General features: G+C 64.0%; 21 protein-coding genes. 5 read left to right on the top strand and 16 right to left on the bottom strand.

Annotation, left to right across the window (positions count from 1 at the left end):
- Positions 1 to 173: 173 nt before the first annotated feature.
- The 13 genes from AB4061_RS19815 to AB4061_RS19755 all read right to left on the bottom strand — a co-directional run bounded on the left by AB4061_RS19815 (position 174) and on the right by AB4061_RS19755 (position 12,939).
- Positions 174 to 563 (bottom strand): nuclear transport factor 2 family protein, encoded by a 390-nt coding sequence (locus tag AB4061_RS19815; protein ID WP_441636743.1) that lies wholly within the window; start codon positions 561 to 563, stop codon positions 174 to 176.
- Between the two features lie 27 nt (positions 564 to 590).
- Positions 591 to 1,310, bottom strand: coding sequence for an ABC transporter ATP-binding protein (locus AB4061_RS19810; protein WP_441636741.1), 720 nt, complete (start codon positions 1,308 to 1,310; stop codon positions 591 to 593).
- Positions 1,311 to 1,312: 2 nt separating this feature from the next.
- Positions 1,313 to 2,110, bottom strand: a complete 798-nt coding sequence (locus tag AB4061_RS19805) for an ABC transporter ATP-binding protein (RefSeq protein WP_441636739.1) — start codon at positions 2,108 to 2,110, stop codon at positions 1,313 to 1,315.
- 8 nt (positions 2,111 to 2,118) lie between these two features.
- A complete protein-coding gene (locus tag AB4061_RS19800) occupies positions 2,119 to 3,054 on the bottom strand; it encodes a branched-chain amino acid ABC transporter permease (protein ID WP_006159758.1) in 936 nt (311 codons plus the stop codon).
- A gap of 2 nt (positions 3,055 to 3,056) precedes the next feature.
- Positions 3,057 to 3,938 (bottom strand): branched-chain amino acid ABC transporter permease, encoded by an 882-nt coding sequence (locus AB4061_RS19795; RefSeq protein WP_045239930.1) that lies wholly within the window; start codon positions 3,936 to 3,938, stop codon positions 3,057 to 3,059.
- A gap of 36 nt (positions 3,939 to 3,974) precedes the next feature.
- Positions 3,975 to 5,144 (bottom strand): ABC transporter substrate-binding protein, encoded by a 1,170-nt coding sequence (locus AB4061_RS19790; protein ID WP_441636736.1) that lies wholly within the window; start codon positions 5,142 to 5,144, stop codon positions 3,975 to 3,977.
- A 59-nt stretch (positions 5,145 to 5,203) separates the two neighbouring features.
- Positions 5,204 to 6,124 carry an NAD(P)-dependent oxidoreductase gene (locus AB4061_RS19785; RefSeq protein ID WP_441636734.1) on the bottom strand — a complete coding sequence of 307 codons (921 nt, stop codon included), beginning with the start codon at positions 6,122 to 6,124 and terminating at the stop codon, positions 5,204 to 5,206.
- Positions 6,125 to 6,404: 280 nt separating this feature from the next.
- Positions 6,405 to 7,367 (bottom strand): Bug family tripartite tricarboxylate transporter substrate binding protein, encoded by a 963-nt coding sequence (locus tag AB4061_RS19780; RefSeq protein ID WP_441636732.1) that lies wholly within the window; start codon positions 7,365 to 7,367, stop codon positions 6,405 to 6,407.
- A gap of 166 nt (positions 7,368 to 7,533) precedes the next feature.
- The gene (gene leuD, locus AB4061_RS19775) at positions 7,534 to 8,172 is read right to left on the bottom strand and encodes a 3-isopropylmalate dehydratase small subunit (RefSeq protein WP_441636730.1); all 639 of its coding nucleotides are present in this window, start codon (positions 8,170 to 8,172) and stop codon (positions 7,534 to 7,536) included.
- Positions 8,173 to 8,185: 13 nt separating this feature from the next.
- Complete coding sequence (leuC, locus tag AB4061_RS19770) at positions 8,186 to 9,601, bottom strand: 3-isopropylmalate dehydratase large subunit (RefSeq protein ID WP_441636728.1); 1,416 nt, start codon at positions 9,599 to 9,601, stop codon at positions 8,186 to 8,188.
- A gap of 80 nt (positions 9,602 to 9,681) precedes the next feature.
- A complete protein-coding gene (locus AB4061_RS19765) occupies positions 9,682 to 10,626 on the bottom strand; it encodes a hydroxymethylglutaryl-CoA lyase (protein WP_441636726.1) in 945 nt (314 codons plus the stop codon).
- Between the two features lie 29 nt (positions 10,627 to 10,655).
- Positions 10,656 to 11,897, bottom strand: coding sequence for a CaiB/BaiF CoA transferase family protein (locus AB4061_RS19760; RefSeq protein WP_441636724.1), 1,242 nt, complete (start codon positions 11,895 to 11,897; stop codon positions 10,656 to 10,658).
- A gap of 154 nt (positions 11,898 to 12,051) precedes the next feature.
- Positions 12,052 to 12,939, bottom strand: coding sequence for a LysR family transcriptional regulator (locus tag AB4061_RS19755; RefSeq protein ID WP_441636722.1), 888 nt, complete (start codon positions 12,937 to 12,939; stop codon positions 12,052 to 12,054).
- 56 nt (positions 12,940 to 12,995) lie between these two features.
- On the opposite strand from AB4061_RS19755, the gene AB4061_RS19750 reads away from it, so the two are divergent.
- A complete protein-coding gene (locus AB4061_RS19750) occupies positions 12,996 to 13,850 on the top strand; it encodes an IclR family transcriptional regulator domain-containing protein (protein WP_441636720.1) in 855 nt (284 codons plus the stop codon).
- A gap of 22 nt (positions 13,851 to 13,872) precedes the next feature.
- Here the strand turns inward: AB4061_RS19750 and AB4061_RS19745 are convergent, their stop codons facing one another.
- Genes AB4061_RS19745 through AB4061_RS19735 form a run of 3 tightly spaced genes read right to left on the bottom strand, consistent with a single transcriptional unit; the run spans position 13,873 to position 17,180 of the window.
- The gene (locus AB4061_RS19745) at positions 13,873 to 14,712 is read right to left on the bottom strand and encodes a dioxygenase family protein (RefSeq protein ID WP_441636718.1); all 840 of its coding nucleotides are present in this window, start codon (positions 14,710 to 14,712) and stop codon (positions 13,873 to 13,875) included.
- Between the two features lie 18 nt (positions 14,713 to 14,730).
- Positions 14,731 to 16,383 (bottom strand): class I adenylate-forming enzyme family protein, encoded by a 1,653-nt coding sequence (locus tag AB4061_RS19740; protein WP_441636716.1) that lies wholly within the window; start codon positions 16,381 to 16,383, stop codon positions 14,731 to 14,733.
- The gene (locus tag AB4061_RS19735; protein ID WP_441636714.1) at positions 16,380 to 17,180 is read right to left on the bottom strand and encodes a citryl-CoA lyase; all 801 of its coding nucleotides are present in this window, start codon (positions 17,178 to 17,180) and stop codon (positions 16,380 to 16,382) included. Before AB4061_RS19735 ends, AB4061_RS19740 begins: the two co-directional genes overlap by 4 nt.
- Positions 17,181 to 17,634: 454 nt before the next feature.
- Here AB4061_RS19735 and AB4061_RS19730 point away from each other — a divergent pair, with 454 nt between their 5' ends.
- From AB4061_RS19730 to AB4061_RS19715, 4 genes are all read left to right on the top strand, one after another.
- The gene (locus AB4061_RS19730) at positions 17,635 to 18,471 is read left to right on the top strand and encodes a SphA family protein (RefSeq protein WP_441636712.1); all 837 of its coding nucleotides are present in this window, start codon (positions 17,635 to 17,637) and stop codon (positions 18,469 to 18,471) included.
- A 98-nt stretch (positions 18,472 to 18,569) separates the two neighbouring features.
- On the top strand, positions 18,570 to 20,048 hold the full coding sequence (locus AB4061_RS19725; RefSeq protein ID WP_441636710.1) for a mechanosensitive ion channel domain-containing protein: 1,479 nt from the start codon (positions 18,570 to 18,572) through the stop codon (positions 20,046 to 20,048).
- Between the two features lie 154 nt (positions 20,049 to 20,202).
- On the top strand, positions 20,203 to 22,395 hold the full coding sequence (locus tag AB4061_RS19720) for an FUSC family protein (RefSeq protein ID WP_441636708.1): 2,193 nt from the start codon (positions 20,203 to 20,205) through the stop codon (positions 22,393 to 22,395).
- A gap of 38 nt (positions 22,396 to 22,433) precedes the next feature.
- A complete protein-coding gene (locus AB4061_RS19715; protein WP_441636706.1) occupies positions 22,434 to 23,897 on the top strand; it encodes an efflux transporter outer membrane subunit in 1,464 nt (487 codons plus the stop codon).

Raw genomic sequence — 23,897 nt, 5'->3', positions numbered from 1 at the left:
TTGAACTCCTCTTGGGCAAGGTTGAAGCGAAGTGTCCGGCAATCCATATGGGAAGACTCCCCGGACAGGGGAGTGAAGCGTAGCATCCGCACTTCGCCGCGGTAAGGTTCGGATCATCGAACACGCTGTTCCCTCAGCGCGAACACCGGGCTGATGGATCAGGCTGGCGCCTGTCACGACTTGCGCGCCGGCACGGGCGTTGATGCCCATGCGACCATCTGCCAGCCACCGCTGGTATGCTTCCAAACGCTCAGGAAACGGTTATCCAGGGTGCGCTCGGCGCCATCGACGACAGCCTCGATCACCGCCTTGCCCTGCATTACCGCCATGTCATCATAGATATTCTGCTCCACATCACTCAAGCAGGCGTCCAGGTATCTCACTCGCCCGCTCGCAAGCGAGGCGAGGTACGCTTGCTTTCCCTCGCGCAGAGCAGACGAATGCGTGTAGGAAAGCTCATCGGCGAGCAGGCCTTCCAGGGCGGCGATATCGCCAGTGAGCATGGCGCGGTACCGGGCTTCGTCAGCCAGCTTCAGTTGCGTCACGGCCGTTGTGTGTTCCATGCTGCCTTTTCCTTGAATTGCCGGGCATCAGCCCTGCAGGTAGGCTTTGATCAATGTCTTGTCGTTCAACACCGCGCTCCATTCCCCCCGGCGAACCTCATGGATGACGCGCCCCACCGACAGGACGTAAGCCCGATCGGTCATCTCGGAGGCAATCGCAACGCTCTGCTCCACCAGCACGATGCTCATGCCGCGCGCCCGCAGTTTGTTCAGTACCGCCAGTATCTCCTTGACGATCCTGGGCGCCAGCCCGGTGGTCAGTTCATCCATGATCAGCAAGTCGGGTTGCAGCAACAGCGCGCGGGCGATCGCGACCATCTGCTGCTGGCCGCCGGACAGCAGTTCCACCGCGCACTGCCCGCGCTCGCGCAGGATCTCGAAGAGATCGCAGACTTCGTCGAAGGAAAAGCGCGTCTTGCCGCCATTGGCACGCTTGCCGGCGCGCTCGGCAAGCCGCAGGTTGTCATGGACCGACAGCTCGGTGAACAGGTTCCGGTTCTCCAGCACCACCGCGATGCCGTGCTCGAACCGCCGGTAGCCAGGCACCCGGCTGATCTCGACACCATCCTTGACAATGCTACCGCCCATCGGCCTGATCAGGCCGGACAGGGTCCGCACCAGTGCCGTCTTGCCAGCGCCATTGGCGCCCACTACGGCAACCGCCTCGCCCTGCTCCACATCGATATCGATCTCGTGCAGCACCGGCACTGTCCCGTAGCCGGCGCGCAAGCCTCTTACCTGTAGCATCGTCAGACCCCCATATAGGCTTCACGTACACGCGGATCGGCCTGCACCTCATGCAGCGCCCCGGTGGCGATGATCTCGCCAAAATACAGCACGTGCACGGTGTCGCAAGCCGTCATCAGCCCCATATCGTGCGAGACCAGCAGGATGGTGATGCCTTCCTCGTTCAGGCGCGCGATCCACGCTGCCAGCGTTTCGATCTCGTCGCTGTTGAGACCGGAGGATGGCTCATCCAGCAGCAGCAGGCGCGGATTGCCGATGCAGGCGCGCGCCAGTTCGACAATGCGGCGCTGCCCGGCAGGGAGGCTTCCCGCCAGGTTGTCCTGCAGCCGTGCCAGGCCGAACTTCTCGCAGCAAGCCTGTGCGGACGCGCGCATCGCACGCAGTTCGGCACGGGACTTCGGGGTGCGCAGCATGGCTTGCAGCACGCCCGAACTCGTCGCGTTGTAGCAGCCCACCATCAGGTTTTCCAGCACGGTCATGTGCTCGAAGACCTGGGGCGTCTGGAACGTCCGGACCAGGCCGCCGCGGCTGCGCTGCTGGATCGAATCGGCGGTGATCTCTCGCCCCGCCAGCGATACCCTGCCGCCCTTCGGGCGCAGGAAGCCGGAGATGATATTGAAGCAGGTGGTCTTGCCGCTGCCGTTCGGACCGATCAGGCCGACGATCCGGCCCGCGGGCACCTCGAAGCTCACGTTGCGCAGGACGTCGAGGCCGCCGAAGCTGTGCGCGACGCCTTCGAGCTTCAGCAAGGACGGCGTGGCGGCGTGCACGGCATGTGCGCCGGTTCTGAAATCAGGCACGGGAGCATTCATTGCGCCGCCCTCCACGACCGGGCGCGCATCAGCGCACCCACCAGCCCACCCGGCATCAGGGTCACAACCAGAACCAGCGCAAGACCGAACAGCACCTGGTGGAAGTCTCCCAGGCCGCTGAGCAACTCCGGCGCCAGGGCGACGAACAGCGCCCCCAGCACCACGCCATAGACAGAACGCGCACCGGCAACGACCGGCACCAGCAAGAAGACGATGGATCGCTCCACGGTGAAGCTCTGCACGCTGACAAACGACACGTAGTGCGCGAACAGGGAACCCGCCAGCGAGCCGAGCATGGCGGACAGCACGAACATCGCCGTCTTCAGCCCGCGCATATCGATGCCCAGCACTTCGGCCGCCGGCGCGGCGTCGCGCATGGCCCGCATCGACAGGCCAGGCCTGCCCTTGACCAGGTTGTCCACCAGCCACAGCAACAGGATCGCGAGCGGCCAGATGAAGTAGTAGTAGCGCTCCGGCGTGTCGAGCATGAAGCCGAACAGCGACAGCTTCGGAATGCCGCCGATGCCGAGCGTGCCGCCCGTCAGCCAGTCCCACTCGAAGAAGAGCACATTGGCGATGCTCCCCACCGCAAGCGTAGCCAGGGCGAGAAAGAACCCGCCGAGACGGAGCACCGGCGTGCCGATGATCGCGGCCAGCACTGCGCTGAAAACCAGGCCGGCGGCGAACCCGCCCAGCGCCGGCCAGCCGAGTACCGTGGTGCAGTAGGCCGACGCATACGCGCCAAAGCCATAGAACGCCGCCTGCCCGAGGTTGACGATGCCGCACTGCCCGAGCAGCAGGCCAACGCCCAGTCCGCCGACCGTCAGGATCGCCGCGAAGTTCAGCATATCCAGGTAGTGCCGCGACAGCATCTGCCCGGCTACCGCCCATAGCACCAGGGCGATGAGCACCAGCGCACGCGAGTAGTTCATGGTTATCCTCCTTTGCGGCCCACGCGGCCAAGCATGCCGTTGGGAAGCAGAATCATGATGACAATCAGGATCGACAAGGCGATCACATCGCGGTAGCCCGATGGGAAGCCCAGCACGGCCAGCGATTCGATCAGGCCAAGCATCAGCCCACCGACGACGGCGCCCAGCGGATTGCTCAGCCCGCCGAGGATGGCAGCCGCGAAGCCTTTCAGCGTGAGGCCGATGCCCATCTGGTAGTTCATGGCGATCAGCGGCGTGACCAGGATGCCGGCAATGGCGCCGAACCCGCCGCCAAGCAGGAACGTCAGGGACCGCATCCGGCGCACATTGATGCCGGTGGTGGTGGCCCCGTCGGGATCGAGCGAGGCGGCCGTCATGGCCAGGCCCGTCAGCGTCCTGGTATAAAACAGGCGCAGCAGGCCAACCAGCAGCGCGGCAATGCCGATCAGGGACAAAGCGTGCGTCGGCGTGACGGCGCCGAGGAGTTCGACCACGCCGTCACCGCCGATGCCCGGCAGCAGATGCGAATCGCGCCCGCCGACATACAGCGCGGCGGCGGACAAGGTGAAGGCCAGCCCGATGGTCAGCAGCAGATAGCTTTCCTCGGTGGCTCCGCGCCGCGTCATCGGCCGCACGAACAGCAGGTCGATAACCAGGCCGCTGGCCGCCCCGGCGGCGATGCCGGCAGGGATGGCCAGCGCGTAGGGCAGCCCGACGGCCTGCAGCGCGAACACCGCCACCAGTCCGCCAACCACGGCGAACTCGCCTTGCATGGCGTTGACGATGCGGGTGCCCTTGTAGATGACTGCCATGCCGACGCCGATCAGCGCGTAGACAAAGCCATTGGTGATCCCGGACAGGACCGCCTGGATGGTGAGACTCATGGACATCGTGGTTCCTCTCAGATTACCGGTATCGCGCTATGGCTTGGCGGCGGCCGTGTAGCCCAGGCGCACGAACTGGCCCTTTTGCAACCGCGAGTAGGTGAAGCCGGCAAGCGTCATGCCGCCCATGTCGGACGCGGAGAAGTCATAGCCGGTGGTGGCGCCCAGATATGGCTTGCGCAGTGCGCCGCAGAGCTTGTCGTTCGGCGCGTTCGCGCCGGCGGTCTTCAGGCCGTCGGCCAGCGCCATCACGGCGTCCCACGCGACCGCGGAGAAGTGCTTGGGCAGCTTGCCGTACTCCTTGCGATACGCTTCGACGAACACCTTCTGGTTCGGCAGCGGATCCTCGGCCACCACGAACTCCGGGTGGATGATGTTGTCCGCCGCATCGCCCATCGCCTTGACGGTCTCGTAGGTGGCGGTACCGTGCACGGAAAGGATGGGCACGCCAATCTTCAGCTGGCGCACATTGCGGAACGGCGCGGGCGAGGTCGAGATGATGATGAGCGCATCGGGCGTGGTTGCCTTCACCTTGGCCGCCTGGGTGGTCACGTCGGTCGCGGCGATTTCGAATTTCTCCACCTGCACGAAACTGACCCCGTACTCGCGGTCCAGGTTCTTCATGCTGTTCCACACCACTTGCCCGTAGCCGGAGTCATGCAGCACGCCAATCCGCTTGAGGCCGTTGTCGCGGGCGTAGGAGAGCACTGCGCGCGCGTTGAGCTCCTGCGAGGGCGTCATGTGAAAGACGCAGGTGCGCTCGCGCTCCACTGCCGGCCCCAGACCGGAAAAGGCGAATACGGGCAGTCTCTGCGGCTGCGTGATGCTGCCGATGGCGACGGTCTGCGCAATTCCCGTGGGCCCCACAATGGCGCGCACCTTGTGCGTGTACATCAGTGCGTTCGCCTTGGCCACCGCGGAGTCCGGACTGGAACCGTCGTCCTCGAACACGATCTCGAGCGGACGTCCCTGGATGCCGCCGCGGCCATTGATCACCTTCTGGGCCAGCAGGGCGCCTTCGCGTTCGGCGAGCCCCACGGCGGCAAGTCCGCCGGTCGTCGACAACAGCGCGCCGATACGGATTGGCTCGCCGCCCGGCTTCGGCTGGGCCAGGGCCGGCTGTACCGCGCATGTGAACGCCGCGCCCGCAATGACGGCGGCCATCGCCTTCCCGGGCATCCGTAGATGGATTGCTCTGTAGCTCATGTCTGCTCCGTTTCTACTATTAGTGATTGACCCGAGGGCCTTGAAGGATCGGCCCGGGCTCACGGCCCCGGGCAAGACGAGCGGAAGTCCTGCGCATCGGCATGCCCGCTCATCAGCGCCAGCACGTCAGCAAGCGCGGCCACATCGAGATGACTCATATCCCGGCTCTGCATCATGGCGAGGTACTGGCGCACCAGGGATGAAATCGGCAGCGCGGCGTCGTTGCGGCGAGCGACCGCCAGCGCCAGGTCCAGGTCCTTCACCACAAGCGAGATGGCGCCGTCGGCGCCGTACTCGCGCTGCTTCAGTTTTTCCGCCTTGGTCTTGTAGTGCGGACTGGCCACGATGCTGTCGTTGATCGCGTCGATCATGAGCGCGCGGTCCAGCCCCGCGCGCGCGCCGAAGGCGAGCCCTTCGCCGATCACCGCGGTGCTCATGAACACCATCAGGTTGATCATGAGCTTGATGACGCGCGCCTCTTCGGCCTCCCCGACATAGGTTTGCCTCGCAGTGAGACAGGCCAGGACCGGGCGCACGGCCTCGAAGGCCTCCTTTGGACCGGAGACATAGCTGCTCAATTGCGCGTTCGCGGCTAGCGACACCGTCCCGGAGACCGGAGCGCGCAGGTACTGCACGCCACGCTGTGCAAGCGCCTGCGCAACCGTGGCAGAGACATCGGGCGAGACGGTGCTCATATCGACATGGATCCCGGCACCCGCCGCTCCGGCGAGGAGGCCATCCTCGGACATGACAACGTCGCGCAACCCCTCGTCGTTGAATATCGTCGAGAAGACCACGTCCACCGCCGCCATCAGCTCCTTCGGCGAAGCTGCCCTGGCCGCGCCCGCCGCGACGGCGGGTTCGCACTGCGAAGCTGTCTTGTCGAAGACCATCACCGGATAGCCGGCTTTCAGCAGGTTCAGGCACATTGGCCGGCCCATGGCGCCGACGCCAATCCAGCCAAGTCGCAAGGGATTCATGCTTTGTCTCGTCCTTTATGTGCTTTTGGTCAACACTCATTTTTGCGCTGAGCGCAAATAAAGTCGATGTGCGAAGAAATTTAGTTGAGAACCCCAATGCAGGCAAGGCGGGGTTTTCACCGGGGGTGGGAGATACCGCGAGCCATGCGGGCATGGGGGCGCCTTGCAGCCTGAAAGGGGCCGCAAGGTGCGAGGCGGGAACAGCCCTCGACGCCCTATTGCCTGTGCGAAGTGAGTAATCGAGGGCGCGGCGGCCACGTGCCGCCTATAGACCGGCCAGCTAGTCGACCTTCGCGCCGGAGAGCGCCACGGTCTTCCTGGTCTGCTGCGTCTGCTCGTCGATATAGCGCGAGAACTGCTCCGGGCTGAACCTCATCGGCACCATCCCCTGCGCGGCGAAGTTCTTCTCGACGAAGTCCCGCTCATTGAGGATCTCGACAATGGTGGTGTTCAGCTTGGTCACCACCTGCCTGGGCATCTTTGCCGGGGCAAGCACGCCGTAGATGGCGGAGATATTCATCTCCTTGAAGCCGGCCTCCGTAAATGTGGGGACGTCCGGCAGGGCCTGGGTCCGCTTCTCGCCGCTCACCGCCAGCACTTTGATCTTGCGCGCGCCGACGAAGCTCTGGATGGTAGGCAGCGCCGGGAACGTCAAGAGGATCTGGCCGCCCACGACATCGCTGACCGCCGGCGCGGAGCCCTTGTAGGGCACGTGGACCAGATCGGTACCGGCCAGCTTGTTGAACAGCGCCCCCATCAGGTGGGGCTGGCTGCCGTTGCCGAACGAGCCGTAGCTGAGCGTGCCCGGCCGGCTCTTTGCATAGGCCGCCAGTTCTTTGAGGCTATTGACCGGCAAGCTGCCCGACACGGCCATGACGAGGGGCACATAGCCAATGGCGGCCACCGGCACGAAATCCCGCGAGACGTTGTAGGAAAGCGAGGGCAGTACCACCGGGTTCAGCACAAAGGTGGCGTCGTTCGTCAGCAGCAGCGTATAGCCATCGGGTTGCGCCTTGGCCACGGCTTCCGCGCCGATCACGGTGTTGCCGCCGCTCTTGTTTTCGACCACGACTTGCTGGCCCAGCTTTTCGGACATGCGATGGGCCAGTTGCCTGGCGATGATGTCGGTGGTGCCGCCGGGCGCGTACGGCACCACCAGCCTGATGGGCTGGGCGGGATAGGACTGCGCCCACGCCGTGCCCGCCCCGGTCAGCCAGGCGAGGGCGACGGCCGCCAGGCCCATATGCCTGCAGTGGCGGGAAAGCCCGCTGGTCTTTGCGTCCGTCCTTGCATCCTTGTTCCCGCGCGCAGGGGAATTTTCGCGGCCAGGTTGCCGCTTGTGGTCTTGCCAAAGCATAGTGTCTCCATCCATTTCAGTATTGGAATCCAGCTCGCCGGCTGGCTTTCATTCAGGCAAACAACCAGGGCTCCCGCCGTGCCCGCTCTTGTTCATAGCCGCGGATTTGTACGGTATGGCGCAGCGCCAGCGCGATATCGTCGAGCCCGTTCAGCAGGCAGTACTTCTTGAACGGATCGAGCGAAAAGCCAATCGTTTCGCCGGACGGTGTCGTCACGATCTGCCCGGCGAGGTCGATTTGCAGGCGGTAGCCGGGGGTCACCGCGACCTCGGCAAACAGCCGGTCGACAACGGCCGCATCGGCGACAATCGGCAGCAAACCGTTCTTCATGCAGTTGTTGTAAAAGATGTCGGCGAAACCGGGCGCGATCAGGGCGCGCATGCCGAAGTCTTCGAGTGCCCACGGCGCGTGTTCACGGGACGAGCCGCAACCGAAGTTCTCGCGCGCCAGCATGACCGAGGCACCCCGATAGCGCGGCTGGTTGAGCACAAAGTCCGGGTTCAGCGGACGGCTGCTACAGTCCTGCCCCGGCTCGCCGTGATCCAGGTAGCGCCATTCATCGAACAGGTAGGGACCGAATCCGCTGCGCTTGATGGATTTCAGGAACTGCTTGGGAAGCATGGCGTCGGTATCGACGTTGGCGCGGTCCAGCGGCGCCACCAGTCCGTCCAGCGTGGTAAAGGCTCTCATCGTTACCTCCTCGTCAAAGCGCGCGAATGTCGACGAAATGGCCCGCCACCGCCGCCGCGGCCGCCATCTGCGGGCTCACCAAGTGGGTTCGCCCTCCTGGTCCCTGCCGCCCCTCGAAATTGCGGTTCGAGGTGGACGCGCATCGCTCGCCGGCCGCCAGCCTGTCGTCGTTCATGCCCAGGCACATCGAACACCCCGGTTCGCGCCATTCAAAGCCGGCGGCGATAAAGACCTGGTCCAGCCCTTCGGCCTCCGCCTGCAACTTCACCAGCCCGGAACCGGGCACCGCCAGGGCCAGGCGGATGCTCGGGGCGATGTGCCGGCCGCGCAGCACTTGCGCTGCCGCGCGAAGATCCTCAAGACGGGCGTTGGTGCACGAGCCGATGAAGATCTTGTCCAGCTGGATGGACTCCAGCGGCGTATCCGGCTGCAAACCCATATAGTCGAGCGCCCGTTCCATGCTCTTGCGCTTGACCGGATCGCGCTCCCACTGGGGATCGGGAACGCGCTCGCCGATGGCCACCACCATTTCCGGAGAGGTGCCCCAGGTCACATGCGGGCGGACCGATGCCGCATCGATCTCCACGATGGCATCGAAAGCCGCGTGCGGGTCGCTGCGCAAGTTCCGCCAGAACGCGCTGGCGGTCTCCCACGCCTGGCCTTCAGGCGCGAGCGGACGGCCCCGGAGATAGGACAGCGTGGTCTCGTCGACCGCCACCATGCCGGCCCGCGCCCCCGCCTCGATCGCCATGTTGCAGACTGTCATGCGTGCTTCCATGCTCAGGCCGCAGATGGTGCTGCCGGCGAACTCGATCACATGCCCGGTCGCGCCGGCGGTGCCGATCCGGCCAATCAGGCTGAGCGCGATATCCTTGGCGGAAACACCCGGCGACAGCTCGCCTTCCACCCTGACCAGCATCGATTTCGGCTTGGTCATCCACAGGCATTGCGCGCCCAGCACCTGCTCGACCTCCGATGTCCCGATACCAAAGGCGAACGCAGCGAATGCGCCGTGCGTGGATGTGTGAGAGTCGCCGCAGGCAATGGTCATGCCGGGCAGCGTGGCTCCGCGCTCTGGCCCGACCACGTGCAGGATGCCCTGGCGCGGATCATCCATGCCGAAGTTGACAATGCCGTGGTCGGCGCAGTTCTGGTCCAGCGCCTCCACCTGGGCACGGCTCACGGGATCGGTGATGCCCTGCGCGCGCGCGGTGGTCGGCACATTGTGGTCGGCCGTGGCAAGCACCGAAGCGGCGCGCCAGAGCTTGCGCCCGTTCAGGCGCAGGCCTTCGAAGGCCTGGGGACTGGTCACCTCGTTCACCAGGTGCCGGTCGATATAGATCAGCGAGGGCCCGTCGGCTTCCTCGTGGATGACGTGGCTGGCCCAGAGCTTGTCGAGTAGGCTGGCCGGTTGGCTGAATTCAAGCATGATGTTGGTCTCCGTAATACCCCGCGCAGGCGCAGGTCGCGCGCGGGCCTTGCCAAGGGATGCTGGATTGCGCCGCCGGTCTATCGTGTTTCCAGCCAGGTAGGCCTGGGATGGAGGTCGGTGCGCTTGCCGGCCTTGACGACCTGCCCGGAAATGTCGTGCCCGACCAGGGCCGGCAGGCCGAGCGCCACACCGAGCAACCTGTCCAGGTCGACCCCAGTGTCAACGCCGGACGACTCCAGCATGTGCACCAGGTCTTCAGTGCAGATGTTGCCGGTGGCGCCCGGCGCGAACGGGCAGCCGCCCAGCCCGCCCAGCGACGCGTCGAAGCTGGTCACCCCAGCCGCCAGTCCCGCCAGCACGTTGCTCAGCCCCATGCCGCGCGTGTTGTGGAAGTGCAAGGTCAAGGGCACGCCGGGGAACCATGCGCGGAAGGCCGCCACCAGTGCGCCCACCTGGCGAGGATCGGCCATGCCGGTGGTATCCGCCAGCGTGATGCTGTGCATGCCCATGCCGAGGTACTGCTCGGCAGCCCATTTCACCCGCTCGGGCGCGATGTCGCCTTCGAACGGGCAGCCGAAGGCCGTCGCGATGCAGCCGCTGACCCGCAGCGCCGTTCCCTGCATCAGTTGCATCACACCGCGAAACTGCTCGATCGACTGCGCGCAGGTCATGCGCATATTGGCCAGGTTATGCGTCTCGCTTGCCGACATGACCAGATTGATCTCATCCACGTCGCAAGTGAGCGCCCGTTCGCAGCCGCGCGCGTTCGGCACCAGCGCCGCGTAGGTGACAGCCGGATGGCGCCGGATCCCCCTGGCGACCGCTTCGGCATCGCGCAGATTCGGAATGGCCTTGGGCGAGACGAAGGAAGTGATTTCGATCTTGGCCAGTCCCGTTGCCGATAGCTGGTCGATGAGATCGATCTTCTGCTGGGTCGGAATAAACTCTGGTTCGATCTGGAAGCCGTCCCGTACCGAAACCTCGTTGATGAATACCCGCTGCGGGGCGTTTGAAAACCACATGACTTTCTCCTGTCGTGCCGGCTGGCGGTTCAGACCACGCCGGCGTCGCGCAATGCCTGGAATTCGGCGCCGGAGATGCCGAGCGATGCCAGCACCTCCTCCGTGTGGGCACCCAGCGCGGGGCCGAGCCACTGGGTCTTGCCCGGGGTCTCGCTGAGCTTGGGCACGATCCCCGCCATTTCCACTGGCACGCCGTCCGGCAGGGTGTGGGTCTCGATCATGTCGCGGGCGCGATAGTGCTCATCGGTGCAGATTTCGGCGGCCGTGTAGATCTTGCCGCAAGGAACGGCCGCGGCGCCCAGCGTGGCGAGCACCGTTTCCAGGTCATGCGAGGATGTCCACGCGGCGATGGCCTCGTCGAGCATCGCGTTATGCGCGACCCGGCCGTCGTTATGGGCAAGGCGCGGGTCCTCGCCGAGATCGCCGCGGCCGATGGCGGTCATGAAACGCTTGAAGATGGCGTCGCCATTGCCGGCGATGATGACGAAGTGGCCGTCCTTGCAGGGATAGGTATTGGAAGGCGAGATACCCGGTAGGCTGGCACCCGATCTCTCCCGCACATGCTTGAGCATCGAGTATTCGGGAACCAGGCTCTCCATCACGGCGAAGACCGATTCATAGAGCGCCACGTCGATAAACTGGCCTTCGCCGCCGTTGGCGCGCAAGTGATGCATGGCCAGCAGCGCGCCGATCACTCCGTAGAGCGAGGCCAGCGTATCGCCGATGCTCACGCCCGAGCGGACCGGCGGCCGGTCCGGATAGCCCGAGACGTAGCGCAGCCCGCCCATCGATTCCGCGATGGCGGCAAAGCCCGGCCGGTCCTTGTAGGGACCAGTCTGACCGTACCCGGAAATCCTGACCATGATCAGTGCCGGATTCACCTGGCGCAGGTCTTCCCAGCCGAGGCCCCATTTTTCGAGCGTCCCCGGCCGGAAGTTCTCGATCACGATATCGGCACTGGCGACCAGCTTGCGCACGATGTCCTGGCCTGCGGGAGAGCGCAGGTCCAGCGTCACCGATTTCTTGTTGCGGCTCTGGCTGTACCACCACAGGGAGGTGCCCTCGTACAGCTTGCGCCATTTGCGCAGCGGATCGCCCTCCTCGGGCGGCTCGATCTTCAGCACGTCGGCACCGAACTGGGCCAGCAGGCTGCCCGCATAGGGGCCTGCGATCAGCGAACCGAGTTCAATGACCCGGATGCCCCGGAGGGAGGATTTGTCGTTGACGTTGTCTTCGTCTTGGTCGTTGTCGTTGTCGTTGGCATGGGCCATGGCTGTATCGAACTCCTGTCTGACACTACTGCCTTGCGGCTTGCGGCTTGCGGCTTGCGGCTTGCGGTACTGAAGGTTGAAAGAAGTCGCGCGAGCCGTAAAGCAACCATTGGCGAGCGCGCCATCGCCAAACGCGATGGCAACGCCGGTACGACTACGGCGCCTCGCGAAGGTGGTCGACCAGCAGCCTAGCCACCACGGACAAGCCCTGGTAGGCACGTACCCCGATCACAAGCTGGCGCTCCGCCCACGGTTCGTCCAACTTGATGGTGCAAATGCCAAGCGTGTGCTGGTAGGGCGCGGCGCTGCATTTGGGCAGGATGCCGAGGCCCAAGCCGGCCTGCACCATCAGGCACAGCGCGTCATAACCCGGTACGTGAATACGCGGCTTGAGAGCCCTGCCCGCCTCGCTGGCGGCCTTGATCAACTGCAAGTTGATGTGGCTGCCCGCGTGCAGGCTCACGTGGTCGTAATCCAGCGTCTCGCGGATCGCCACCGATTGCCTGCCGGCAAGCGCATGCCCCTGCGGCACGATCAGCACCAGTTCGTCGCGCCGGTAGGGAAAGGTCTCCAGTTCCGCCCCTGCCGCCCCGGCGGTAAAGATGCCGATATCGGCGGCGCTCTCCGCCACGGCCCGCACAATGGCGGAACTGATGCGCTCCTCCAGGTGCACGTCGATCAGCGGATAGGCCGCAAGGAAGGACTTGAGCTGCGCCGGCAGGAACTGCGTGATAGTGGAAATGTTGGCGAACACCCTGACCCTCCCTCGGAGGCCGCCGGCGTAGTCGCGCATGCGAACGGCGATATCGTCGAGATCATGCAGGACGCCACGCGCCAGATGCATCAGTTCCACCCCCGCTGCCGTCGGATGCACCCCCTTGTTGCTGCGTACGAGCAGCGCCGTTCCCAGGCTGTGCTCCAACTCACTGACGCGCTTGCTGACAGCCGCCGCAGCAAGATGCGCGCGCTCGGCGGCAGCCGAGATGGATCCCTCTTCGAGGATGCCGACGAAGAGCCGCAATGACGTCGGATCGAGCTTCATGATGATCTTGTGCTCCGGAATGCCGATGGCGGCTGTCTTGTGGCTAAAATACGCGCATGAAACCAATCGCCAAACCCACTGCCGCGTCCGAGGAGGACGCGCAGCCCAAACTGGAAGAAGGCCACCGCGACTATGTCGCGGCCCTGGCGCGAGGCCTTGCGGTCATTCAGGCGTTCACCGACAGCGAACCCGAAATGACGCTGAGCGAAGTCGCCCAGGCCACGGGAATGAGTCCCGCCACCGCACGCCGCGCGCTGCTGACGCTGCAATCGCTCGGTTACATCGGCGCAAACGGGCGTCGATTCCTGCTCTTGCCCAAAGTACTGTCGCTTGGGGCGGCCTTCCTCAGCTCCATGAACCTGCGCGACATCGTGCAGCCCTTCCTGCAAGAGGTGGCCGAGCGCTTTCGCGATTCGGTCTCGCTGGCCATCCTCGACGGCGACAGCGTGGTCTATCTTGCGCACGTGCCAAGCAGCCGCCGCATCGCGTTTCGCGCCTCGGTTGGCTACCGCCTGCCGGTCCATTGCACCTCGCTCGGGCGGCTGCTGCTTGCGCACGCGCCGAAGCGGCAGCAGAACGCCGTCCTCGCCAAGGCGCCGTTCCAGAAGTACACCCCGATGACGCTTAGCGAAGCGGATGATCTGCGGGCGGCGCTGGCCAAGGCACTGGAGCAGGGTTACGCGGCACAGGACAGCCAGCTGGAAATCGGCGTGCTGTCGATCGCGGTACCGGTGCGCGACCCGCAGCGGCGGGTGATCGCCGCCATCAATTGCTCGACCGAAGCCGAACGGACCAGCATGGAGGAACTGCTCTCCACCCGCTTGCCTGCGCTGCGCGAGGCCGCCGCCTCGATCGAGGCGGCGATACAGCGAGCGCCCGCCCTGGCGCACTCCATTTCGGCGGCGTCCTGAGCCGGGCAACACCGGCACGCGCCTAGCTTGCTGCCTCGGGCTCCATGGCGATATCGAGCTCCACCAGTTGGTAGTTGTCGCGCTCGGGGTGCGGGCGCACTGCCACGATATGGTCGTCGATGGTCGAAAAGATGCAGTCGACCGGATTGGCGGGATCGCCGGCGAAATAGACCTGCGAGGTAAGCATCCGATAGCCAGGATGTACCACGCGATAGTGGATGTGCGGAGCGCGCTGGCGGTTGCGGCCGAGCCGCTTCATCAGCATGCCGACTTCGGTGTCTTCCCGGCCGATGATGTAGCCGCCTGGCCGTACAGTGAGAATACTGAAACCACCCTCCGCGTCGCAGCGCAGCTTTCCCCGCAGGTTGTCTTCCGATTGGGAATCGTCCTCGTTTTCATAGCGGCCGAATTGGTTCGGCTGCCACACGATGAGTTGCGCCCCCGCTATCGGGTGGCCGGTCACGGCGTCGCGCACCTGCCCCCTTAGCTCGAGACGCTGGCCGGGCTCTTCGTCCGTCGCCAACGAACAAGGATTAGGTCCTTCGGCAATGCCGTCCTTCGGGAAGGGGCCGGTCACGTTCTGCGGCGTGGCCTGATCGTCGGAGCGTGCCAGATCAAGCGACCGCATGGTCATGCCCATCATGTCGCACAGCATGATGAGTTCGTCCTGGGCTGCCACCTTGCCCAGCCAGCCCACGATGCGATAGAGCTCCTGGTCCGTCAGGCGCAATTCGTCCAGCATGGCGTGAAAGTGGCGAAGCGCCACCGCGAAGCGAGCCTGAAGCGCCGGATCGGAACCTGCGGCACTTTCGCACATCGCGCCGATTGCCCGTTGCAGGGTGGGATTGTCTTGCATGTTCATGGTTGTCTCCGTCTCGATTTATCGGGTTGCGGCGCCGCCGGCCAGGTCGACGGCTCGCGCAAGCAGGGTCGTATCCGCCTTCAGCTTGTGCTTGGCCGGCTTATGCGTGGGCGTGTGGGGAATGGCGTCGACCAGCACCACGAAGCGCGGCAGCTTGTGCGCGGCAAGCCGGTGTTTGGCCCAGGCAACCAGGGCAGCCGGATTGACCGCCTGGCCCTTCCTGAGCTGCACTGCCAGCATGATTTCTTCTTCGCCAAGCTCGGCCGGCACGCCGACGGCCGCGGCTTCTTCGACCGCGGGATGCTCGCCGAAAATGCGGTCGAGTTCGGCGCCGGACACGTTTTCGCCCTTGCGCCGGATGACGTCCTTCTTGCGGGCGACGAAAACGTAGTAGCCGTCGGCGTCCTGGCGCACCAAGTCGCCAGTGGCGAACCAGCCGGCCTTGAACGCGGCTTCCGTCTGCGTGGCGTCTCGAAAGTAGCCCTGCATCAAGGTGGGCGTGCGGATCAGCAACTCGCCCTCCTCGCCCTGGGCCACGTCAACTCCCTCGTCGTCGACGATGCGGGCTTCGGGCGCCGCGATGCTGGTATCGGGATGACGCGAGATAAGGCCCATCGTCCCCAACTTGTGCGGCCCATTGAAGGGGTTGGCGATTACCCCCGGAATTTCCGTCATGCCATAGCACTCGATCAGCCGCGGCACATGGAACTCGTTGCGCATCACGCGGACCATCTCCTGCGTCTGGGGGGCGATGAACATCTTGGTGATGCGGTGGCCGGGAACGAATTCCTCGCGCGGCCGGCGCGCCAGGATGCTGCCGGCGGCAGCTACCAGGTTGACCTCAGTCGCGCCGCTCTCCGCGGCAAAGCGCCAGAAGGACGAGGCGGAGAACTTGCGCAGCAGCACCAGGCATCCGCCGCATGCGATGGCGCCGCCAACCGAGTACATCAGCGCATTGATGTGGAACAACGGCATAACGCACATCACCCGCTCGCTGGGCTGCAGGTGGAGGCGGCCAACGAATGCCTCCGCGGTCAGCACATAGCCGCGATGGCTGTGCATGGCGCCTTTCGGAAAACCGGTGGTGCCCGAGGTGTAAATGATCAGCGCGGTATCGGTCGCATTGCCAGCGCCCTGCGGCACCTGCGCCGGCGTGCCGGCGCCCATTGATGTCTCAAGCGTGGGTACGGCGTGCTGGCCGGGCTCGTTGGCGCGCAGCCAGACACCCTCGCCAAGTTCGGCAACGACGGCCGCGGCGGTTTCGAAGGTGGCCGCAGAGCACACAAGGCCGGAGACCTGCGCGTGCCGGAGCACATACAGCGCCTCGTCCAGCCGGTAATCCGGGTTCGCCGGCACCATGCTAGCGCCGATCCGCGCTAGCGCGAACATCAGTACCACGGTGGACGGATGGTTGGCGGACAGGATGCCGATCCTGTCGCCGGGGCGCACCTGCATATCGTGCGTCAGCCAGTTCGCGGCGCGGGAGATCCGCGCTTCCAGTTGCCCATAGGTCCAGGTCTCGCCTTCGAACAGGACCGCGGGCTTGTCCGGATGCGCTTCAACCCTGGCGGCGAGAAAATCCGTCAACGTGAAGTCATGGGGCCGGTACTGCCGGAGCACCTCAAGCGGGCTGATCATTGCCGGGTCACCGGCGGGGAGAGGATGGTTCATGCTGCCCTCGCCGGGATGCCGTCAAAAGCAATGGCGTGTTCGGCGGCATCGGCCAAGATAAAGCCGATGGGTTGCCGTTGCTCTTCCTGCAGGTGGGCGATCAGGCTAGCCACGCGGGCCAGCATCGGCACCCCCTTCAAGGCGCCGGCCGGATAGCCAGCATCCAGCAGCACCGCCGGGATCGCCCCGGACACGTTCATGGGTAGTGGCTTGGCGTAATGCGCCGGGACCGCTTCGGCGACCGCCTCCAGCGCGGCGACGTGCTCGCTCGCCAGACCGAGTTCGCGCGAGTACGCCAGCAAGCGGTGAGCGCGCGGGTCGCCCTCTTTGTGCGTGGGGTGGCCGAAGCCTGGCAGCGGCTTGCGCGCCTGGCGCAAGGCCCGGACCACGGAGTGCGCGCTTTCGGCCATGGAACCGACCTCCCTGCCCACCAGCACTTCCTTGAGCATCAGGCCGGCAGTCTCCGATGCGCCCAGTATCACGGAGCCGCAGCCAAGGACGCCGGCCGCGACGGCGCCCTGCAGCGCGTCCGGGGCGGCTGCAAGGGTCATTCTCGCCGCCTGCACGGATGGCACAAGGCCATGCTCGGCGATGGCAACGAGGCAGGCATTGGTGACCGCCACCAGTCCCGTGTCAGGGATCCGCCCGGTAAGCAGGAACAGGAAGTACTCCGTGAAACCCACCTTGCCGATGAGTTCCTGGCTCAGGTCCTTGCCGTGCACGGCGACCCCGTGGATGTCGACCTCCGCGATGGCCGTACGGCCGGCCAGGGGCTGCCTTATCTGCCCGATTGTCATATCATCTCCTTTTTTTTGCGCTAGCCGCAAATAATGGCGACATGCGAAATAAGTCTATGCTGCGATCTGTGCGTTGGCAATACCGTGCACTGCGACAGGACAGCTGGGTTGTGCGAAGTCATGCTGGGCTCCCTCACGGTTTTGACATGAGTGCTTGCGCCTATGAAGCACACTATAGTATCAACCGTACGGTATGGTATTCTTTGATCCGGAAGGGGGTGTTCGGATTTTCTAAATGCCCGACAGGCACTGGCGACGGCGTCCTTGTTCAACTTAGCTCGATGCCCCTACTGGACTCGGCTCCCTTACCAAACTTCCGTTCTTCGGCGTCGAAGCCGACGCCTCAATCGTCAACAGGCTCTGTATGAGAAAGATAGCGCGGCAGTGCCTGCCGCTGATTGGTTGTGCCTTGATGTCATCCACCGCGATGGCAGACGCTGTGGCACTTCCCCCAATGAATCTCGGCAACACGAGCTTCCTGGACGGTATCGCCGGGCCCGGCTTCCTTTTTGAAGTTGGCTCCAGCTACTACCACGCCACGGCCATCAAGGACGATGCCGGAAACGCCAGTCCAGGAGCCCCGCGCATCGAGGTGGCTGCCATCGTTCCGCATATTGCCTACATATCGCCCGATATCACGCTGCTTGGCGGACATGTTGGCGGCGAGGTGTTGCTCCCGCTCGTCTATGCCAACCTGAAGGTCGGGCCCGGCCTCGAAGACCGCAATTTTGCTGCCGGCGACATCCAGTTCAGCCCATTCCTGGTTCAGTGGACAGGCCAGACGCTGTTTGGCATGCCCTTCTTCCAGCGGCTCGACCTGCTTTTTTCGGCGCCAACGGGGCAATACAACCGCAATGCGCTCGCCAACGCAGGCAGCCATGCCTGGACGGTCGCGCCTTACTATGCATTCACGCTGATGCCAACCGACAAGTTCGAGATCAGTGCCCGGCTCAATTACCAATGGAACGGCAAGAACACCAAGCCAGCCCCATCCTTGAACGCAGACTCCGTGCAGGCCGGTGACGCCCTGTCCCTGAACCTCTCTGGCTCCTATGCTGTTTCCAAGCACTGGCGGATCGGCATCGCGGGTTATGCCCTGCAACAGATCAGCGAGGATCGCATCGATGGCAAGTCCCAATCAGATTCCAAGGAGCGGCTCTTCGGGGCTGGCCCGGGGGTGCTATACCAAGGAAGTTCATACCAGATCCTGTTGAATGCCTATAAGGAATGGGGCGCCCGGAATCGCCCGGAGGGCAGCAAGATCGTGTTGCGGTACCTGCTGCCGTTCTGATTGGAAACGAAACACGGCACCAGCCTCTTGCCTCACTTTCCAGAGGGCGGCGTGCTATGGCTGCCTGAATCGGCATCATCCGTACGCAAGGTCTCGCCATGGAATATTTGCTGGATCCTCTCTGCCTGGGCGTTGGCTTAGTGCTGTGCGATGTTCTCGCCTGGCGCCTGATCGGCCCCGGCTACAAACGGCTGCGCCTCGCCATCCGGCTGGCAATATTTGCATTGCTGACCACCGTGCTTCTCTATGGCGGCATGAGCCCGCTCGATGCGGCGCCGTCGCCTGAACAGCCGGTTCGCCATTTCCTTGGCCAGACGCTGGAAATCATCTGGTGGCTGCTCGGCGCCCGCGCCCTCACCATTCTGCTCGATGCGCTCTTCATGCCCAAGGCCTGGCATCAGGAGCGCCTGTTCCAGGACGTGCTGGGCGCGCTGATTTTCGTCGCGGCCGCCGTGGCGGCCATCGCCTATGTCCTAGAGCTTCCTGTGAGTGGCCTGCTCGCGACGTCGGGGGCCCTGGCCATCGTTGTTGGCCTGGCGATCCAAAGTACATTGAGCGATGTGTTCTCCGGACTCGTCCTGAATGCCACACAGCCCTACCATCTTGGCGACTGGGTCTCCATTGATGGCGTGGACGGCAAGGTCCTGGAGATAAACTGGCGCGCCACCCATCTGCTGAGCGCCCAGGGCAATCTGGTAGTAATCCCCAACAACCTGACTGCGCGGGCCAAGATCACCAACATCAGCCGCCCCTCGGAACTGCACGGTGTCAACGTCTCCATCCAGGTAACGCCGGAAGCGCGCCCAAATGTGGTCGTGGAAGCGCTGGAGCGCGCGGTTCTAGGTTGCAAAGTCGCGTTGGCAAAGCCGGCGCCATCGGTCATGGTGAAACACGCCGGCGCCAACTCGATTGAGTATGAAATCACTTGTTACGTCCAGGATATCGCCGACAAGAGACTGGCAACGAATCAACTCTTCGATCTCGCTCATCGGCACCTGGCATCCGTCGACGTCGATCTCCGTCCGCTAACCGTGCCCAGCCCAGGCACCCCGGCGACCGATCACCGCCAGCGGCTGCTTTCGACGGTGAGCATCTTCCAGACGCTCAGTGCGGACGAGCTCTCCCTGCTTGCCAAACGTCTGTCGCGCCATGAATATCAGGCGCACCAGACCGTTGTGACGAGTTCGGAGGTCACGGACTATATGCTTCTTGTGGACTCGGGCGTGCTCTCCGTCTCGATCGCGCGCGGTGACGAGCGCGTGGAGACTGCCCGCCTCGGACCGGGCGACGCGTTCGGCGAGCCCGGCGTGTTGGCGGGCATTGCCATGCAGGTGACCATTGAGGCAATTACCGGCGTGGTCCTCTACCGGCTGGATAAATCGGATCTCACACCGGTGCTTCAATCCCGCCCGGAAGTGGGATCGCAAATGTGCCAGCTACTTTCCAAGCGGCAGGAATCGAACAATGCCTTCGGCAACGTGCAACCGTCTGCGCATGCAGGTAAATCGAGCGTCTTGCAATGGCTCCAGGACAAGATGCACAGCCTCCATCATCTCGCCGGAGGCAAGGTGCCGTGACACTTTGCACTGGCCTCAGCAGAACGCTGTGTTCGATGAAGCAGAACGCCGGCGCACAGCGTGCTCGACTATGATGGGGCTCCAGTGCAGGAACCGCGGGAACACCAGCGTTGGCGCTCTTTTACCACCCTAGTCAGGCTCTGACCCAAATGCTATGGCAAAGACATCCGGCAGCACGTTAATGCCAGCTTCGGCGTCGCTCGCCAATGCCGTTCGGTCATACTGGCAGGCAGACCGGGGACGGCTGGCACACGCGTCGAAGACCGCGCTTGCCGTGGTCCTCTCGATGTGGCTCTCGATGCGGCTTGAGCTTTCCTCGCCGCGCACCGCCATGGTTTCAGCGGTCATCCTGATGATGCACCAGCACAGTGGCATGGTGTTGGCAAGGGGCTTCTACCGCGCCCTGGGGATGCTGGTTGGCAATCTGGCCGCCCTGCTGCTGTTCTTCGCCTTTCCGCAAGAACGCGTGCTATTCCTGCTTTGCTTGTCTGTCTGGACCGGGCTCTGTGTTTGCGGGGCTGCCTATTACCGCAACTATCAATCATACGGGTTCGTGCTCGCCGGCTACGCGACATGTATTGCCGCCGTTCCGTCCATCAATAATCCCTATGCGATCTTTGATAATGTGATTGTCAGTCTTAGCGAGGTATCGATCGGGATCTTGTGTGCAGGCTTGGTAAGCGCGCTGATCTTTCCGCAGCGGGTCGCGACAATGATGCTAGCCGCGGGCCAGCAACATATCACCACCTTTATCGGCTTCATCCGCGAGGCCCTGCGCGGCAGGCAAGCTCCGTCCGCGCTGGGGCTCTCACACCTGCATCTGATGGGTGAGCGCGCCCAGCTTGAGAACTTGCGCAGCGCAGTGGTGTTCGAGGATCCAGAACTTCGCGCGAACAATGACCTGATGATTCGTTTGAATCACGATTTCCTCGATGCCATTGCGCGCTTTCACTCGATTCACCAACTGCGGTCGCGCATCGAGAAAGCTGAAGATCATAGCGCGGGAAGTGCGCTTGATCTGCTATTCGACTCGTTGTCCAGAATCCTGCCATCGCCCTCGGATGGCGCGAAGCTTAGCCTGGCGGAGGTACGCAGCCTGCATGCCAGCTTGCTGGCATTGAAGTCCGAGCTTCCCGAAAGGATCGCTTCCGCCTCGGCGGCGCTGTCCAATGCCCCGCCGCCGGCATCGGACCGGTTTGCCGCCGGTGCGGCGGCACTCTACGAGGCCACGGCAGATCTGCTCTCCTATACCGAGCACTATATTGCCCTGCGCACGACGCGCACATTCGTCGCGGAGCCACCCCGCAAACGGCCGCGCAAGCTCCTGTACTCGGGGAATCGCGCCTTTGCCCTGGCATCCGGCCTGCGCGCGGCGATAGCCATCCTGGCATGCTCCTGGCTCTGGATTGCGTCGGGCTGGAACGGCGGCAGCTCGGCAGTCATCGCCGCTGCCATCGCCATCGCTCTCTACTCGGTCATGCCCCAGCCGACCGCCGTCGCGCGGCAGATGCTCATCGGTTGCGCAGCGGCCTGGCTGGCCGGCCTGTTTTTCAACTTCTTCATTCTGCCCCGCCTCGATGGATTCCTACTGCTCGCAGTCTGCATCGTCCCATTCATCATGGCAGGCAGCTATCTCGGCACCTTTCCGAAAACCGCGACGATCGGGTTGGGGTTCGGTATCTATTTCAGTTTCCTCAGCAATCTGACAAACCCGACCGTCTACAACCCGACCAGCTATCTCGACGCGGGCCTTGCCACGCTGCTGGGCATTGCGATAGCGTCGCTTGCATTTGCGACCATCGTGCCTCAGGGCGGTCATTGGCTAGCCGAGCGCTATCTACAACAGTTGCGCAAGCTGGTTGCGAAAGAGGCCTGCCATGGCGCACTCGATGGCCTGCGCCTGACGTTTGAGAGCAATATCCGCGATTTCGTGCAGTACGCCGGCACCCGGCCGGTAGCCGGCCGCGCCAGCCAGGTAGAACTGCTGGGATGGTCTTTCGCCGCGCTGGAGATCGGGCTCGGCGTGATCAATATTCGCGAAGCTGCGGCCAGGGACGTCATGCCAGCTAGATGGGAAAAACAACAAGACCGCATGCTGGCGGCGATCTCCGCGCTGTTTCTGGCACCCTCGCCGCAGACCCATGAGTTCGCGCTGCGCGCTGTCGAACGCGCCATTGAACAGACGGCCGAAACGGCGGGCAATACTGAAGGCGCTGATCCAGGAACGCCTGGATCGCGGCGGCCGTCGCAAATCCGGGCCATCTTGCACTTCGTCAGGTTGTCGCTGCAGGACGATGCCCTCCCCCTGGTCAATGTCTTGCGAGGCACCGGGGCCAAAGTTGCCTGATCCAAGCATGCTCGCCGTTGCTTCCCACCTACTGAACCATGCAGGTATTCGCCGTGCCAGCTAGATCCCTGATTTGCGCCTGCGTTTGCACCATCGCCGTCGCCCTCGCAGGTTGCGCTAGTACAGGCGGCATTGCCCCGTCATCCACCCTGATGGAAGCCACCGCCGTCGATGCTGGCGCCGCTTTGCGCGCGACACAGCAAGACGCGGGCTGGCCACAGCAAGCCTGGTGGGACCGTCTAGGCGACCCGGCATTGAATGCGCTGATAGAGCGGGCGGTCGCAGGCAGTCCCGATATGCGAATCGCGCAGGCAAGAAGCCAGCTCGCCGAAGCGCAGGCCCGGATCGCCGGCGCCGCCGTCGAGCCCAGCGTCACCGGCGGCGGTGCATTTGGCCGGACACGGTTTCCTCGCCTGTCTACCCCGCAGCCCATTGGGGGCCACACCACGTGGAATAACCGCATTGGCATCGATCTCTCCTACGACCTCGACCTTTGGGGCAGGAACCGGGCCGTGCTGCGGGGCACCCTCGACAACGTACAGGCGGCGGCCGCTGATGCCCGTGCCGTGCAGTTGAACCTGGAAACCTCCGTGGTTCGTGCCTATGTGGAACTGGCCCTGCAATATGCGATCTGGGATGTAAACAAGGCCATGCTTGCGCGGCAAAGCAGTATTTTCGACATCATCCGCAAGCGCGCGAGCCGGGGCCTGGCCAGCCAGCTGGAACTGAGCCAGGCGCGCACGCCGATCCCTGCCCTGCTTGCGCAGCTACAGCAATCGGAACGGGAGATTGCGCTGATCAAGAACCAGCTTGCGGTGCTCAGCGGTGACGGCCCGGGCGCGGGGGAAAGGCTGCAGCGCCCAAAGCTGGTCCTGGAAACGCCAATTGCCGTGCCAGCTAGGCTGCCGGCGGAACTGGTTGGACACAGACCCGACATCGTGGCGCAACGCTGGCGCGTAGAAACGGCAGCACAAGGTATGAAGGTGGCAAAGGCAGATTTCTACCCAAACATCAATCTCGTGGCGAGCCTGGGACTTGCATCCGCAGCCTTCGGCAACTTCTTTACGTTCATCAACAACGATGCGATCGGACACAACGTTGGCGCCGCCTTCTCGCTGCCAATTTTTGACGGCGGGAGAAGGCAGGGCAACTACGGCGCCGCGACCACGAACTACGATCTCGCGGTCGAGAGCTACAATAAGGCCGTGCTTTCCGCCTTCCAAAGCGTTGCGGATGAGGTGATTTCCCTCCAGTCTCTCACACGGCAGCAGGCCGGCATCGAGGAGGCGCTGCTGTCGGCAAAGCAGGCATATGGGCTCGCCGAAAAGGGCTACCGCGGCGGGTTCACCGACTATCTCAACGTACTGAACACCGAGAACGAACTCAGGCGCCAGCAGCAAAGCCTCGCGCAGGTGCAGGCCAGCCGCCTCGATGCGTGGGCACGCCTCATGCAAGCCCTGGGCGGCGGCTTTGACGCGACAGCGTCTGCGAGCCAGGAATGA

Origin of the sequence: Cupriavidus sp. YAF13 (assembly GCF_052113425.1) — a bacterium.
Taxonomy (GTDB): Bacteria; Pseudomonadota; Gammaproteobacteria; order Burkholderiales; family Burkholderiaceae; genus Cupriavidus.
The sequence above is the reverse complement of the archived record's forward strand: the minus strand, read 5'-3'. Positions and strand labels throughout refer to the sequence as shown.

What these genes read in the sequence shown, in the direction of transcription:
- AB4061_RS19815 (WP_441636743.1), bottom strand. Translation starts at nt 563, where the DNA reads ATGGAACACACAACGGCCGTGACGCAACTGAAGCTGGCTGACGAAGCC.
- AB4061_RS19810 (WP_441636741.1), bottom strand. Translation starts at nt 1,310, where the DNA reads ATGCTACAGGTAAGAGGCTTGCGCGCCGGCTACGGGACAGTGCCGGTG.
- AB4061_RS19800 (WP_006159758.1), bottom strand. Translation starts at nt 3,054, where the DNA reads ATGAACTACTCGCGTGCGCTGGTGCTCATCGCCCTGGTGCTATGGGCG.
- AB4061_RS19795 (WP_045239930.1), bottom strand. Translation starts at nt 3,938, where the DNA reads ATGAGTCTCACCATCCAGGCGGTCCTGTCCGGGATCACCAATGGCTTT.
- AB4061_RS19790 (WP_441636736.1), bottom strand. Translation starts at nt 5,144, where the DNA reads ATGAGCTACAGAGCAATCCATCTACGGATGCCCGGGAAGGCGATGGCC.
- AB4061_RS19785 (WP_441636734.1), bottom strand. Translation starts at nt 6,124, where the DNA reads ATGAATCCCTTGCGACTTGGCTGGATTGGCGTCGGCGCCATGGGCCGG.
- AB4061_RS19780 (WP_441636732.1), bottom strand. Translation starts at nt 7,367, where the DNA reads ATGGGCCTGGCGGCCGTCGCCCTCGCCTGGCTGACCGGGGCGGGCACG.
- leuD (WP_441636730.1), bottom strand. Translation starts at nt 8,172, where the DNA reads ATGAGAGCCTTTACCACGCTGGACGGACTGGTGGCGCCGCTGGACCGC.
- leuC (WP_441636728.1), bottom strand. Translation starts at nt 9,601, where the DNA reads ATGCTTGAATTCAGCCAACCGGCCAGCCTACTCGACAAGCTCTGGGCC.
- AB4061_RS19765 (WP_441636726.1), bottom strand. Translation starts at nt 10,626, where the DNA reads ATGTGGTTTTCAAACGCCCCGCAGCGGGTATTCATCAACGAGGTTTCG.
- AB4061_RS19760 (WP_441636724.1), bottom strand. Translation starts at nt 11,897, where the DNA reads ATGGCCCATGCCAACGACAACGACAACGACCAAGACGAAGACAACGTC.
- AB4061_RS19755 (WP_441636722.1), bottom strand. Translation starts at nt 12,939, where the DNA reads ATGAAGCTCGATCCGACGTCATTGCGGCTCTTCGTCGGCATCCTCGAA.
- AB4061_RS19750 (WP_441636720.1), top strand. Translation starts at nt 12,996, where the DNA reads ATGAAACCAATCGCCAAACCCACTGCCGCGTCCGAGGAGGACGCGCAG.
- AB4061_RS19745 (WP_441636718.1), bottom strand. Translation starts at nt 14,712, where the DNA reads ATGAACATGCAAGACAATCCCACCCTGCAACGGGCAATCGGCGCGATG.
- AB4061_RS19740 (WP_441636716.1), bottom strand. Translation starts at nt 16,383, where the DNA reads ATGAACCATCCTCTCCCCGCCGGTGACCCGGCAATGATCAGCCCGCTT.
- AB4061_RS19735 (WP_441636714.1), bottom strand. Translation starts at nt 17,180, where the DNA reads ATGACAATCGGGCAGATAAGGCAGCCCCTGGCCGGCCGTACGGCCATC.
- AB4061_RS19730 (WP_441636712.1), top strand. Translation starts at nt 17,635, where the DNA reads ATGAATCTCGGCAACACGAGCTTCCTGGACGGTATCGCCGGGCCCGGC.
- AB4061_RS19725 (WP_441636710.1), top strand. Translation starts at nt 18,570, where the DNA reads ATGGAATATTTGCTGGATCCTCTCTGCCTGGGCGTTGGCTTAGTGCTG.
- AB4061_RS19720 (WP_441636708.1), top strand. Translation starts at nt 20,203, where the DNA reads ATGGCAAAGACATCCGGCAGCACGTTAATGCCAGCTTCGGCGTCGCTC.
- AB4061_RS19715 (WP_441636706.1), top strand. Translation starts at nt 22,434, where the DNA reads ATGCAGGTATTCGCCGTGCCAGCTAGATCCCTGATTTGCGCCTGCGTT.